The organism is Paraburkholderia atlantica, assembly GCF_009362785.1.
GTDB lineage: Bacteria > Pseudomonadota > Gammaproteobacteria > Burkholderiales > Burkholderiaceae > Paraburkholderia > Paraburkholderia atlantica.
Genome location: NZ_WHNQ01000076.1, coordinates 1 through 13,176 on the forward strand (window position 1 = coordinate 1; position 13,176 = coordinate 13,176).

14 protein-coding genes are annotated in these 13,176 nt (G+C 60.0%); 2 read left to right on the forward strand and 12 right to left on the reverse strand.

Annotated features, from left to right (window positions below; genetic code table 11):
* Positions 1-503 (forward strand): sensor histidine kinase (locus GCT19_RS38925; protein WP_265334645.1); only part of this gene is annotated, 503 nt, incomplete at its 5' end.
* A 36-nt stretch (positions 504-539) separates the two neighbouring features.
* On the opposite strand, the gene GCT19_RS38930 is transcribed toward GCT19_RS38925, so the two are convergent.
* The 8 genes from GCT19_RS38930 to GCT19_RS38960 form a co-directional block, all read right to left on the reverse strand.
* Positions 540-1,346, reverse strand: coding sequence for a c-type cytochrome (locus GCT19_RS38930; protein WP_026228554.1), 807 nt, complete (start codon positions 1,344-1,346; stop codon positions 540-542).
* On the reverse strand, positions 1,343-2,977 hold the full coding sequence (locus GCT19_RS38935; RefSeq protein ID WP_018434824.1) for a b(o/a)3-type cytochrome-c oxidase subunit 1: 1,635 nt from the start codon (positions 2,975-2,977) through the stop codon (positions 1,343-1,345). Before GCT19_RS38935 ends, GCT19_RS38930 begins: the two co-directional genes overlap by 4 nt.
* On the reverse strand, positions 2,964-3,539 hold the full coding sequence (locus GCT19_RS38940; protein ID WP_152854879.1) for a cupredoxin domain-containing protein: 576 nt from the start codon (positions 3,537-3,539) through the stop codon (positions 2,964-2,966). The genes GCT19_RS38935 and GCT19_RS38940 overlap by 14 nt, the downstream gene beginning before the upstream one ends.
* Before the next feature lie 2 nt (positions 3,540-3,541).
* A complete protein-coding gene (locus GCT19_RS43080; protein ID WP_013092399.1) occupies positions 3,542-3,718 on the reverse strand; it encodes a hypothetical protein in 177 nt (58 codons plus the stop codon).
* A gap of 65 nt (positions 3,719-3,783) precedes the next feature.
* Positions 3,784-5,094 (reverse strand): c-type cytochrome, encoded by a 1,311-nt coding sequence (locus GCT19_RS38945; protein ID WP_227749465.1) that lies wholly within the window; start codon positions 5,092-5,094, stop codon positions 3,784-3,786.
* 32 nt (positions 5,095-5,126) lie between these two features.
* Entirely contained in the window at positions 5,127-5,738 is a 612-nt protein-coding gene (locus GCT19_RS38950) for a c-type cytochrome (RefSeq protein WP_227749466.1), read from the reverse strand.
* 238 nt (positions 5,739-5,976) lie between these two features.
* Positions 5,977-6,798 carry an isochorismatase family cysteine hydrolase gene (locus GCT19_RS38955; protein WP_026228557.1) on the reverse strand — a complete coding sequence of 274 codons (822 nt, stop codon included), beginning with the start codon at positions 6,796-6,798 and terminating at the stop codon, positions 5,977-5,979.
* 260 nt (positions 6,799-7,058) lie between these two features.
* Positions 7,059-7,463: a DUF3331 domain-containing protein gene (locus GCT19_RS38960; protein ID WP_084598348.1), complete on the reverse strand. Its 405-nt coding sequence runs from the start codon at positions 7,461-7,463 to the stop codon at positions 7,059-7,061.
* Between the two features lie 756 nt (positions 7,464-8,219).
* Between GCT19_RS38960 and GCT19_RS38965 the strand changes: the two genes are divergently transcribed.
* On the forward strand, positions 8,220-9,257 hold the full coding sequence (locus GCT19_RS38965) for a LysR family transcriptional regulator (protein ID WP_152854882.1): 1,038 nt from the start codon (positions 8,220-8,222) through the stop codon (positions 9,255-9,257).
* A gap of 19 nt (positions 9,258-9,276) precedes the next feature.
* On the opposite strand, the gene pdxR is transcribed toward GCT19_RS38965, so the two are convergent.
* The 4 genes from pdxR to GCT19_RS38980 form a co-directional block, all read right to left on the reverse strand.
* Positions 9,277-10,800: a MocR-like pyridoxine biosynthesis transcription factor PdxR gene (gene pdxR / locus GCT19_RS38970; RefSeq protein ID WP_018434830.1), complete on the reverse strand. Its 1,524-nt coding sequence runs from the start codon at positions 10,798-10,800 to the stop codon at positions 9,277-9,279.
* Between the two features lie 519 nt (positions 10,801-11,319).
* Positions 11,320-12,063 carry an SDR family NAD(P)-dependent oxidoreductase gene (locus GCT19_RS38975; RefSeq protein ID WP_018434831.1) on the reverse strand — a complete coding sequence of 248 codons (744 nt, stop codon included), beginning with the start codon at positions 12,061-12,063 and terminating at the stop codon, positions 11,320-11,322.
* Entirely contained in the window at positions 12,047-12,181 is a 135-nt protein-coding gene (locus tag GCT19_RS44535; RefSeq protein WP_265334646.1) for a hypothetical protein, read from the reverse strand. Before GCT19_RS44535 ends, GCT19_RS38975 begins: the two co-directional genes overlap by 17 nt.
* Before the next feature lie 534 nt (positions 12,182-12,715).
* Positions 12,716-13,176, reverse strand: a 461-nt coding sequence (locus GCT19_RS38980) for a response regulator transcription factor (RefSeq protein ID WP_152854883.1), incomplete at its 5' end; no start/stop codon positions are given.

Below are 13,176 nucleotides of genomic sequence, written 5' to 3' on the forward strand. Positions count from 1 at the left end.
TCCGGCAACTGATCAGGAAAGCGCCACGGAAAAAAGAGCCGGTGAACATCAACGAGGCGATCCGCGAGATCGTCGAACTCGTCCAGGGAGAGGCAAGGAAATGCGGCGCCCTGCTGGCGATGCAGCTCGCAGAGTGTTTGCCGTCCGTCGAAGGCGACCGTGTGGAACTGCAGCAGGTCATGCTCAACCTGATCATCAATGCGCTGGAGGCAATGAGCGGCATCGATGGTTTGCGACAGGTGCACGTCAGTACCGGCGAGGCCGACGGCGGCTGCGTGCTCGTGACCGTGCGCGACTCCGGACCGGGCTTTGGTCCTAACGGTGCGGACCACGCGTTCACCGCCTTCTACACCACGAAGTCCACGGGCCTTGGCATGGGACTTTCGATCTGCCGTTCGATCATCGATGCGCACCGTGGCCGACTGTGGGCGAGTGAGTGCTCTCCACGCGGCGCGCTCGTTCAGTTCACGCTACCCCGGCATCATGACGTTTCGTCGTCATAGCGGAACGTCTAACGCACTGGCACGAGAATCGCGCATTCACGGCTGAGCCGCGTAATACTTTGCGAGACCGTCGATCTCTTCGGGTCGAAGTTGTCGCGCGACGTTGCGCATTTGCTCGCCGATGTCGTTATGCCGGGTGCCACCGGCAAACGCGCGCATCTGCGTTGCAAGATACGAGGCCGACTGCCCGTCGAGCGAGGGCGCCGCGCCCTTGCGGTCAATCGTGCCGTGGCACGCGGCACAAGGGGCGATGTTGCGGATCGGCGCGCCTTGCATCGCAAGCGCGTAAGCCGCGCCGTCGTCGCGGCTGCCCGCTTCCTGCACCTGCATAAGGCGTGGCTGACTCGAATAGTATTCGGCGACGTCGAGCAGATCCTGGTCACCCAGGTTCGCGATGATCGGCTGCATGATCGCGCTCTCCCGCGCCCCGCTCTGAAAGTCGCGCAGTTCCTTGTAGATCGCATCGGCATACTGGCCGGCAAGCGCCGGAGCCGCTATCCCGGCCGGACTCTGTGCGCCGTGGCACATCGAGCAACGCTGCGTGGCGAGCGTGGCACCGCGTCCGCTCGAGACCGCATTGATGCGCACGGTGCGCAGCGGCGGCAGCACGACGACATTGCTCGGCGGTGCGTCAGGCACGTTATCGCTGCCCTTGGACCCTGTGGACGGCACACCCGCCGCGCTGCAGATCGCGCTCCACAGCTCGTTCGCCGTGAAGCCGCGATGCATCGACGGCAACCAGACGAAGCCAATGAGAATCGCGAGGATAGCGACGAGAAGTGTCCCGCCGGCGCTCATGACAAACCACCGGTTCCGGAGGCTGAACATGCGTTCCTGTTTCATCGCTGTGCTCCCACGGCAACCGCCGGAACCGAAGTGTTCGGCAGACGCAGCAGCTGCGCGATCGGCACCGAGTAGTTGACGACGGTCAGGCCGATCATCAGGGCAATCCACAGCCTGAAGCTGTTGAGCGCTACCGGCACGCGCACGACCGGATGCACACAGGCGCTGAACTCGAACGGCGCGGGCGTTTCATCCGTCCGGCGCGACGAAGCAAACTGGGCCTTCGCGAGAATGTAGACAAAGAGCGCACCGGAAATCAGCAGCACGATGCCGCCGAATGCGGAAACTGCCACCCATATTGCCTGCGGCGCGATCGCGGGGTTCGTGTAGTCGTAATACGCCATGCGACGCGGCGCGCCAAGAAGACCGACATAGTGCCAGGGGAACGTCACCACCAGCATGCCAATGAACCACAGCCACAGCTGCTTGCGGATCAAGCCCTCATCGGGCTTGCGTCCCGTGAGTTGCGGCCAGAGGTCGTAGGCGATCGCAAAGTACATGATCACGACCGCGCCACCGAAGATCAGATGGAAGTGGCCAGTGATCCACTGCGTGTTGTGGATCGTCGAATCAAGGTGGTAGCTCATGTTGATGAGCCCGCCGGCGCCGCCGAATCCGAGCATGACGAACGAGAACGCAATCGCGAGCATCATCGGATTGCGCCACGGCAGCGCCGTGAGCCAGCCGAACAGCCCCGTGCCGCCGCGCAGGCGACCCGCGATCTCGACCGACGCGCAGATCGTAAACACGGTCAGCAGTGTCGGCACCGAGACCATCGCCGTGAACACCTGATGTATGAACTTGAACCCGGTGCCCACCTGCGGATCGGTATACAGATGGTGAATGCCGATAGGCATCGCGAACACCAGGAACATCACGAACGCGATGCGGGCCATCGAATCGCTGTAGAGCCGCCCGCCGATGGCGCGCGGCACCAGTGTGTAGTACGCGGTGTAGGCCGGGATGAGCCAGAAGTAAACGATGGCGTGCAGTGTCCACGAGAACAGCACGCGCGCGAGACCCACATCGATGGTCGACTTCAGCCCGAGCGCCACAGGCAGGATCTGGAACAGGATTTCAAGTGCCGCACCTACCGCCGTCCACGCCCAGAGATAGGCGCCCGCCACATTGGCGAACATGGCGAGCGGAATCGGCTTGCCGGGATTGACGCGCCTCCATGCACGCAGATTCACGTACATCAGCGCGACCCATATCCACGAGCCGACTACCACCAGCACGATACCGAGGTAGTAGAACACACTACCGATCATCGGCGGATAGAAGGTGAACAGTACAGAGGCACGGCCCGTCGCAACGGGCGCGAGTGCCATCAAGGCACCCACTGCGAGCAGGAAGAAGGCCGCCCATGCCCATTTGAGTCCGATCAGCCGCTGTCTGAGTGCGAGCTCGCAGATTGCGTAGCCGAACCCCATTGCGACGAGCGTCGGCAGCGCATAGGCCATGACGGTTCCATGCGCCGTCACCGAACGGTAGTAGATCTCGGGATTGCCCACCCATGCGAGCAGTGGACTGCGCACGAGCATCTGCCACGCGCCAAACACGAGCGCGACAAGGAACGAGACAAAGGCGAGCCAGAAATGCGCGAGAACGAGCCGCTTAGCGAGAAACACAGCTGAGCCTCCGGGAGTGGCGGGCGGCCTCGAAGAACGTGGCCTTGTCGATGACTTTCACGTGAGCCCACATGGTTTGATGGCCGAAGCCACAGTATTCGTGACACGGCATCAGGTGTTCGGCCGGCTTCGGGAAAACGGTGGTGAGCGTCGAGACATAGCCAGGCTCGATCATGGCGTTGACATTGGTCCCCATGATCTCGAGGCCGTGCACGACATCGGCGCTGGTCATGCGCAGCGTCACGGGTGTATCGGCCGGCATCAGCAGGCATTGCGGCGTGAACGAGTATTGCTGGGCGATGAAGCGCACCGTGACGGAGCCATCCGGCTCGACCGCGCTGCCCAGGTTGCTCTCGACGAATTCACCCGACATCTGCAGTCGGCTCGGGTCGATCGTTTCCACGCGCGACGGTGACGTCATCGCCGAGTGCATGCCTATGTAGATCATCACGACCAGGAGCAGCAGGATCAGGCCGCCGGCGAAGATGGCCCAGCGGCGCTCGACGCGCATCGCGACTGAGTGGCCGTCGCGATTGGGTTGGTGCGAGGTTTCGGTCGACATGATCAGCTGATAGGGCCGCGCGGCAGGAATGCGAGGAAATAGAAGGCGAACCAGAGCGCGAACACGATCACGGTGGCCGCACCGGCCAGCGCGATCGCGCCACGCGGTCCGGCAGCGACGATAAGTTCGATCGCCGGGTCCAGCGCCGGACCTTCGCGGTTGTCGTTGATCTCCATCATGGGGTTCTCAGTGAGGAGGTGGTGATACGAAACGATGCCCGGATGCCGCGCGTCGTCGCGTTCGTCTAGCGCAATGGCGCCTTCCGCAGTTCGTTGACCTCTTTCGCCGTGACCGGCAGGCCGTGGTTGCCCCACGCGGTCCGGATGTAAGTCACGACCGCGGCTGCGTCGTCGTCGCTCAATTCCTGCGCGAACGGCGGCATACCATACGGCTCAGGGTTGCGCCGCGTACCCGGCGGGAAGCCGCCATTGAGCACGATGCGAATCGGATTGACCGCCGAATCCATTTCGATCGACTGGTTGCTGGCCAGCGGCGGATACTTCGGCACGTTCCCCTTGCCATCGCTGCCGTGACACACCGCGCATTTGTCGCTGTACACCTGTGCGCCGCGCCCGAATACCTTCGTATCCGTCGCCGCGGAGGGCCCGTTCTTGCGGCCCGTGTTGTCCGGCAGCGCCTTCAGGTAGACCGCCATCGCCTTGACGTCGTCGTCGCTCAGGTACTGGAGGCTGTGATAGGTCACCTCCGCCATCGGGCCATACACCGCGCCACGCTCCGAGAGGCCCGCCTGCAGCAGATCGACGATGTCCTTGATGCTCCAGTCGCCAAGGCCACCGTCCTTGTCGGAGGTCAGCGACGGGGCATACCACTGCTGCACCGGGATCAGGCCGCCCGCGAATTCTTCGCTGCGCGAGGAACCGCCGAGCATGTTGATCCGCGTATGGCACATCGTGCAGTGGCCGAGGCCTTCGACCAGGTATGCGCCGCGATTCCACTCGACTGACCGCGTCGGATTCGGCTGATAGGCCCCTTCGCGGAAGTAAAGCGTGCGCCACCCGATAAGCAGCTCGCGCTGGTTGAACGGAAATTTCAGTTCATGCGGACGATTCGGCTGCGGTACCGGCAGAATCGATTGCAGGTACGCGTAGATCGCATCCGAGTCCTCACGCGTGACCTTCGTGTACTGCGCGATCGGCATGGCTGGATAGATCAGCTTGCCGTCCGGTGACTTGCCCGTGCGCATCATTCTGAAGAACTCGTCCTTGCTCCAGCGGCCGATTCCGTACTGCGCATCGGGCGTGATGTTGGGCGAGTAGAGCGTGCCGAACGGTGTTTCCATCGCGAGACCGCCCGCGAAGAGCTTGCCACGCGGCGCGGTATGGCAAGCGATACAGTCGCCTGCGCGCGCGAGATATTCGCCGCGCGCAATGATCGCGGACCGTGGACTGCCATTGGCAGACGCCGCCTGCAGAGTTTCCGCGCTCGCCATGCCGCAAACGAACATCGACGCGGCTATACCAGCGATGAGCCTCACCGCGGCCGTAGCGCGTGCAAACACGCGGCGCCAGCTCACGTGCAGCGAACGCAGCTCCATGACGCACGACGCGGGATGGGATATTCGATTCCTCATTGCATTTGGCTCCCGCATGCTAGCGGCAGTTTCAAATCGCCTGGCGGCGACGGCCACGGGTCGTCGGGCCGCGGCTGCCGTGCGAGCCAGCTAGAAACGGCATAGATATCGCGATCATTCAGCTTGACGGCAATCTCGTGCATGCAGTCGGGCGCGAGTGCGTGTCGCGTGCCCGAGCGCCACGTCCCCATTTGTCCGGCGATATAGCTCGCATGGAGACCGAGCAGGCCGGGCACGCCGGGCTTCGCGCCGGTCAGCCGGGCTCCGTGACACGCCGCGCACGCGGGCAGCTTGCGTGACGCGTCGCCGTTCATCACGAGTTGCTTGCCGTGGTCGAGCACATCGGGCGGCACCGCAGCAGTATCGGCATCCGGATACGGAGGCTGGAAGCCAGCGAAGTACTGGGCGATCCTGCGCAGATCTTCATCGGTCAGGAACGCGAGCAGGTAACTCATCGGCGGATAGGTCCGGCCGCCGTCGCGAAACGCGGACAGTTGGTTAAACAGATAATCAGCAGGCTTGCCAGCAATGCGGGGGAAGTAGTCGTTGCTGCGCCCCTGCCCCTGTACGCCATGGCACGACGTGCAGGCGCGCATACGCTCGTCCATCGCGGACGACGAGGCCGGTGACTGGGCGAAAACGCGCACTGGTGCAAGGCATAGCAACACGAACAGCGACGCGGTAGTAAATGCGCGATGCACGACAAGCCTCACGGAAGAATAAAGAAGGTTCAGAGATCTCTGTGCGCGAGGCGTATGTTGCTTGCATTCACATAGGCAAGTAGCGCATTGCAAAGTAAAAAAAAGCTCACAGGCATTTACCTATTCGGCCGCTCACGACACCCGCTCACACCTTTTGTCGAAGCATGTCGACCGTTTCGTCAGTGGTCCAAAGACCATTTGCCATGTATCTGAAGTTGATCAGCGCGGACAGATACCCGTCTCCCTCGGGAATCTTGGGCGCCGCCACCGCATCGCGCACGATGGCAACCTCGAAGCCGAGCTCGAGAAATTCCCGCAAATGCGATTCGACGCACATATTGGCAAGCATGCCGGCAAGAATGATCTGATCGACCCGCTGCTTGCGGAGTTGCAACGGCAAGTCGTTGGCCTGCGGGCCGTAGAGCTTGTGCGGAGAGCAGATGATGGTCTGGCCGTCTTCGATGTACTTTTTGAATTCCGGCATAAAATCGGCGCCGGACCTCTGGAAGCCGTCGAGTGAGAGCGGCCCCTTGCGGTCGAAAATGCCAATCTTGTGTTGAAAAATCTCCAATGGCGCCTGAATCTTCCACGTGTGATCCCAGTGGTAGTAGTAGTGAGGGGAGATTGCTACGGTGATTCCCGCCTTTTTGGATTCTTCGAAGAGGCGCACCAGGTTGGGCACGACCTTGTGTTCGGTGACACTCTCGCCGACCACCGGCCATGCCAGGCCCTTTGAACTCATGAAGTCGACCTGCGGGTCGATGACCACTAGGGCCGCCCGTGAAACGTCCAGCTTCATGTTCCCTTTTGTGAGCGCCGGATTGGCTGGATCAGCGTAAGGGTCCGACGTCGGCGCAGCCTGGGCGTGACGCATACCCACTGCGGATGCCGCGGTGGCAGCAGTGACGCCGGCGAGTTTGGTCATAAAGGAACGTCTTCTCAGGGTATCGGATTCGTCGTTGGGCACTTTTATCTCCGTGGTTTGAGTTGAAAACGACGACCGAGTCGTCCGCGTGCATAACTGTCGTGCTGCGAGCACAGCGCCGCGTTTAACCGAACCATCTACTGGGCGGATCGGATCTGACCGCCATCATATGAATGCTTTGTCCCCGATAGAAGACCAGCAGCGAATGCTTCTGAGTTTCCAGTAAGACAACAATCGCAGCATGCTTTGCATCAGCGCCAACGTATGGGTTGTGATGGAGATCTTTTCCCATACCGATCACTTCACTGATCGCCCTGTAACGCAATAGGATGGATCATCGCATCCGCGTTGAGCGGCATCCTCGGGCGCGTTGCGCGAGGGCGATACACGACCTCGCCCCGGCGGATTTTCATTCCACTGATCGCGCAAACTCCCGAGTGGCGTGCGCGGGTCAGCTGCCACTCCTGGTCATGGTATGCACAACGTGATGGATCACTCCAGGCGAGCGTGACTCGTGTGGCAGTCGAACGCTCTAGCAGCCGTACCGTGACGCCCGCGACCGGTGCCGTTGATAAGTTGTGCATTGCCGGCTTGAACAACGGAGTAACGCTCGCTTCGCCGTTCATGGGTAGCTCGCCCGACAATTGCCCCAGCAATACAACGGTCCTCGCCCATGGATCGCAAATATCTGATTGTTCCAATATCATCTGGATTCCTCCGATTACGAATGATTGCTGCTCGTCAGGCGGCACCGCACGGCAAATGCATGCATGTGTGTCCGGCTATGTCGTCCAGTTCGGCCGAACCGCCAGGTTCTGTGAGAGGCGAATCGACGAATTCGATTAGGCCGCTTCATACGCCATTCGGCTTTTTCGGAAGCGGTGCCGCCCCTGCGAAGCGGCTCGGCATCGAGCAGGTGGATTCGTCATGGTCAACGGTATCCCTGAAAGACCCCCGTCGCCACCCTACTTTGAATTGGCAGAAGTTACTTACCAGATTGGGACACTCATACCTTCGTATAGTGGAGACCACCGTGCTCCTATCTCATCGTACGTATCGAGAACGGTCCATTGTCGGTCGCAGCATTACGGCGCCTTCGCCGGCGCCTCGATATAGCTGCAGGATGGCAGGTATCGGTTTTGAGCGGTCCTGCAAATCGGGAGTATGAATCGAGCTCCTTGGGTGACCACCAGGCCAATGCGCAATGCTGCGTTTTATCGAACGCGGCTCCGGAATTCTGCCTCGCTCATTCTTCGAGAATTAATTAGTGACGGTCGAATTTGAATCGAAAACCTTGACTAAACAAAAGTATGCGAGGTTCGTACGATCGTAGACTGGTATGAGGTACGCGTGCGAAGTAACTTGACTTGGGGAAACGATCGCTGTGCCGCTGTCTCCCGTTCGCAAGGGGGATATGCCCACGCGTCTCAACGTCTGCAAGTCGATTAGCTTTGGAGCGTCTCATGAATCAATTGAACATATCGCAGCCCGCCTTTCGCGCCGACTTTCTAAATCATGCCGATCCTTTCTTAAACTGCTTTGCGAGCAGCTATGCAGGCATCGTTACGTTCATGGCGGTCGCTAAAGAAGGGAGTTTTGCCAAAGCCGGCGAGCGACTTGGAGTCGGGCGATCGAGCGTCTCGCGCAGTGTCCAGCGGCTCGAGAAGCAGCTCAGCACACGCCTTTTCCTTCGAACGACGAGAACCACGCGCCTGACGCGCGAGGGGGAGCGCTTCTTCGAGCACTGCAATCTTGGCGTGGCTCATATCGTCGGGGCGGTCAACGACATGCTTGACCTCCGCCACGGTCCGCCTCGTGGCCTTCTGCGGGTCTCATCGGGCATCGGATTCGGGCGCAATGTAGTCGCGCCGCTGTTGTTGAAGTTCTCCGAGCTCTACCCGGACATCTCAGTCGAACTTCTCCTCGATGACAAGCCGGTGGATTTCGCAGGTGGCCAGATCGATGTTGCGTTTCGCGATGGACATCTCACAGACTCCCGCATCGTCGCGAAGCGGCTGATTCCGATGCAACTCATCGTTTGCGCGTCGCGTAGCTATGCCGAGAGGCACGGACTTCCTTCCAGCCTCGGCGAGCTTGGACAGCACGAGTGCATCAACATGAGACATTCAACTGGACGAGTCCTCGAGTGGGAGTTCATGGTGGATGGCCGGACTCAAAAATTCCTGCCGCCCTCCAAGTTGACGTTCAATGACGCGGATCTCGTTCGCGAGGCTGTCCTCGGTGGTCGCGGCATTGCGCAGATGCCGGCACATCAGATCTGGGATTACGCGAGACGCCGGGAGCTTGTGATGACGTTGAAGCAGCATGTGTCGAACGAGCGCAGCTACTACATTTGCTACCTTTGCCGTGAACACTTGCCGATCCGGGTCCGCGTCTTTATCGATTTCATGACCGAGCAGATCCGGGCACTCGATCTGAATGGCCTGAACCGCGTCAATGCGGTCGAGGCTATGACTCGCATTGCGACGATGCCCGCGTAGCGACCGCGCGCCCGGAAAGTCAGCCGTCCAGGCAGGCTCGCAACAATTGCGCGAGACGCTCCGCCTCCTGCGCATCGGCAATGTTCGCAAACCCCATCACCAGACCGCGCGGAGTGTGTGGTGCGCGGCTATCCGCGTACCAACTCGAAAGTGGCAGAACCGCAAGTCCGGCCTCGCGCGCACGGGTGGCTACTGCGACATCGTCGATTGCGCCATTGGGGCCTTCGGCGAATCGCGTCGCGAACTGGACTCCGCCCGATGGCGGATCAACAATCAGTCGTTCTCCGAACGCCCGCTGCAACGCGTGCACGATCAGCATGCGACGCTCCCCGTACAACGCGCGCATCCGCTTCAGATGGCGCGCGAAATGGCCCTGCCCGATGAAATCCGAAGCAACCGCCTGCAGCAGTGTCGAAGCGCCTGCGTTCATGCTGTGCGTCACCCGCTCGACGCTCTCGATCGCCCGTTCCGGCACGACCACGTACGCGAGCCGTAAGCCTGGAAAAATCACCTTGCTGAAGGTGCCGCAATAGATCACGCGACCGTGCCGGTCGATGCTCTTCAAGGCCGGCAAAGGCCGCCCCGTGTAACGGAACTCGCTGTCGTAGTCGTCTTCCACGATCCAGCTGGAGGCGTTCTCCGCCCAGTCAAGCAGAGCGATCCGCCTCTCGAGTGACAGCGTGTGCCCGAGCGGACTCTGATGCGACGGGGTAACGAGTGCAAAGCGTGCGTGGGCGTCCAGCTGTATGCCACGCTCGACGTCGATCCCTTCGCCATCGACCGGCACCGGCACGAGCCGCACGCCGGCAGCGGCCAGAAAGCTGCGTGCGAGCAGATAGCCGGGGTCCTCGAACCACATGCGATCGCCCGCGGATGCGAGACTGCGTATCACAAGTTCGAGCGACGCGCGGTAACTCCCCGTCACGAAAACCTGTTCGGGCAGGCAGGTAACGCCGCGCGACAGCCCGACATGGGTAGCGATGTGTTCGCGCAGCGGCTGGTAGCCGGCCGGCGCTGGATAAGCGAGTGCCGCACGTTCGCCGCTGCGTACGCGAAACGAGAAGAGCCGATTCCAGACCTTGCGCGGAAAGGCGTCGAGCGCAGGCAAGCCAGGTTGTAACGGCCGTGGTTCGCCGCTGAAGGGGACGATCGGCCGAAGCAACGTCGCTTGACTGCCGCGCGGCGCGACCGGCTCAGTCGGCACTCCGCCTGCAACCGCGCGAGGCCCGTCGAGCGAGTGCCGAATGGTTTGCAGCCTTGACGATAGGATCGCCGCCGCCGGAAGAGCTGGCGAGACGAACGTGCCCGCCGCACCGCGCACCTGCAGGTAGCCCTCGTCGACGAGGGTCGCGTATGCCCGTTCAACCGTGCCGAGTGCGGTATTCAGCTGTGTGGCCAGACCGCGTAATGCGGGCACTCTGTCTCCCGGGCGCAGATTCCCCGCCGCGATCGCAGTTCGGAAGCGCTCGCAGATTTGCAGATAGATCGGCAACTCATGTTGCGGGTCAATTTCGATGGACAGTGCCGGTAACGGTGCAGTCATTACGGTCTCTCGTGCGAATGAAGCAGAGGTGAAGCGTAGCCTAACGGGTGGAGGGCGACGCATGGGCAGGCGTCGGAGTATCGAGCGCAGGCTCGACGGCCCACATGTCGATCGGCTGGTTATTGTCTGCGTGCGACCGCCCGTTCTCTGAAGACGCAGCTTCCACGCCTGGCCGAGACAATATCGGAGTTCCGACCACACTAGCGCAAGTAACAGACATGCATCGAGATTACTGCTTCGCGCTCACGCTCGCCACAGGTTTAAAGCACCCTGGAAAGGCTGCTGCCGCAGTTCACTTCGCGAAAGAGATCAAGAAACGGAGGTTCGCTTCGAAGACGTTGACCATGGATGGCCATACGCCCGCACACCTTGTGGTGTGTGCGAGACGAAGGCGGAGGGCTGGTGCATCGGGATATGATCAATCGATTCTCGGCGCGCTCGAACAAGCCGACCGATAGAAAATAACCCAACATCGCGTTCAGTGTGAATGCGATGTTGGGCCTCAAGTACTTCAGCGTGCTAGCTCAACGTATACCCATGATCGACTATCAAGTCCTGACCATATAGCCCGCGAGACGCCGGCGACAGCAAGAACATGATCGTGTCGGCAACCGCATCGGCCTCAAGGAAGCGTCCAGGAAGCAAACGCCGATTGACACGTTCCGCCATCGCGGAAAGCTGATCTTCGGGCAAGCCCAACGAGGACCAGATTGCTGTAGCCGTTGGTCCTGGCGAGACCAGATTGATTCGAATGCCCTGTGCTGCCAGTTCCACTGCGAGTGTCCTCGCATGCGCCTTGACCGCCGCCTTTGATGCTATATACGCGCCGAGACCCGGAAATGTTGTCTGCGACAGAAACGTCCCGATGAACACAACCGACGCAGGCTTCGCCAACTGTTCTTGCACCACTGAAAGCGTGTTCAGCGCACCCGCCCCGTTCACTGCCCATTGACGCTCGAACGTCGCGGCCTCGGTACCGCCGTCCAATAATGCGATGCCCGCATTCGGCACCAGAAAGTCAATCGGACCGAGCCGCTGGGCCTCCGAAGAAAGCAACTCGAGATCGTCACTTCGTGTGACGTCCCCTTTGATCCAGATGAGCCTCTCGTCGAATGTCGACTGCAATGCGACCAAACCCCCTTTCGTACGACTCATCGCCAGCACGCGCGCCCCATTCTTTAGTAAGCGGCGGGTAGTCGCAAGCCCAATTCCGGAACTCGCTCCCGTGACGACAGCAAGACGACCTTCAAAATCCTTTAGCATCGTTCTTTCCTTCCTGGCGGCAGTTTTTCTGCAGGACAAATTGCTCCTCTAGAAAACCATGGCAATAGCGGTAAAGCACCAAATATAAACTCAACGCATGATGATCGAGATCACCCAATTTCTACTCGAATATGAATTATTTTACTTCCTCCACAAGATCGGCTAGTTAGATACCCATATCAAACGTGAGGAAAAATACAGAGCGATAGAAATGAAATACTAAATCGATCAGGACGATCTGTTTGATGAAAAACTGGATCAACTGTTTGTACGCGATGTCATAAATATGAGGAAGGCGATTCACTAGAATTCATCATGCGAAACCGATCGCCGCCAGCAGATGACATCGCCCCGCGCCTTGGCGAACCGAATGGGCAAGTCGGACAACTCACTCTCACGATGTTGCTGCCGAGCATCGACGAGGTGTTTCCGATGGACGTGATCCAGCTTTGCGTGTGCTGGTATGTCGAAGACCCGTGCCTGGGTTGAGCGCGTGCTTGCTGTCGTCAAGCACTTGTGGGCTTCAGGAGCGTGCGCTATCGAGCTTTGCCGAAGAACGCCAATCGTGCCCTGGTCGCGCTGTTCTACGTGCCGATGAATACAACGGCTTGGTCAGCGTTGCCTTGAGTAATCCCGCTGCTTCGTGGCTTGCTCACCATTCCTGTTTTGTCGAGACACAACCCTTGATTATGTCCGTCTTTCTGATCAGATCGGGAAGCGATAGCGCTTCAAGCTTCTTCATCGCGGAGCCCCGGTACATCTTGATGGTGATTTCGCTCAGGTTCATTTCAGCAGCGATCTGCTTGTTCAAAAAACCCTTCACAACGTACCAGATCACTTCGCGCTCCCGCACCGTCAGCGTGTCGTAACGCGCCATAAGCGAAACCCTGGTCAGAGATTTCTCCAGTTGCTCGGCATGACGACCGATCGCTGATGAAACAGCGTCGATAACACGTTGCTCTCGAACAGGTTTGGTCAGGAAATCAATGGCGCCAGCTTTCATGGCCTGCACCGACATTTCAATATCACCATGGGCAGTCATGACGATAATTGGCATGTCGACCTGATGCCTTCTCGCACTCAACTGGAACGTCAAACCACTCTCCCCCTGCA

What these genes read in the sequence shown, in the direction of transcription:
- GCT19_RS43080 (WP_013092399.1), bottom strand. Translation starts at nt 3,718, where the DNA reads ATGATGGAGATCAACGACAACCGCGAAGGTCCGGCGCTGGACCCGGCG.
- pdxR (WP_018434830.1), bottom strand. Translation starts at nt 10,800, where the DNA reads ATGACTGCACCGTTACCGGCACTGTCCATCGAAATTGACCCGCAACAT.
- GCT19_RS38930 (WP_026228554.1), bottom strand. Translation starts at nt 1,346, where the DNA reads ATGAAACAGGAACGCATGTTCAGCCTCCGGAACCGGTGGTTTGTCATG.
- GCT19_RS38945 (WP_227749465.1), bottom strand. Translation starts at nt 5,094, where the DNA reads ATGGAGCTGCGTTCGCTGCACGTGAGCTGGCGCCGCGTGTTTGCACGC.
- GCT19_RS38975 (WP_018434831.1), bottom strand. Translation starts at nt 12,063, where the DNA reads ATGCTAAAGGATTTTGAAGGTCGTCTTGCTGTCGTCACGGGAGCGAGT.
- GCT19_RS38940 (WP_152854879.1), bottom strand. Translation starts at nt 3,539, where the DNA reads ATGTCGACCGAAACCTCGCACCAACCCAATCGCGACGGCCACTCAGTC.
- GCT19_RS38950 (WP_227749466.1), bottom strand. Translation starts at nt 5,738, where the DNA reads ATGGACGAGCGTATGCGCGCCTGCACGTCGTGCCATGGCGTACAGGGG.
- GCT19_RS38960 (WP_084598348.1), bottom strand. Translation starts at nt 7,463, where the DNA reads ATGATATTGGAACAATCAGATATTTGCGATCCATGGGCGAGGACCGTT.
- GCT19_RS38965 (WP_152854882.1), top strand. Translation starts at nt 8,220, where the DNA reads ATGAATCAATTGAACATATCGCAGCCCGCCTTTCGCGCCGACTTTCTA.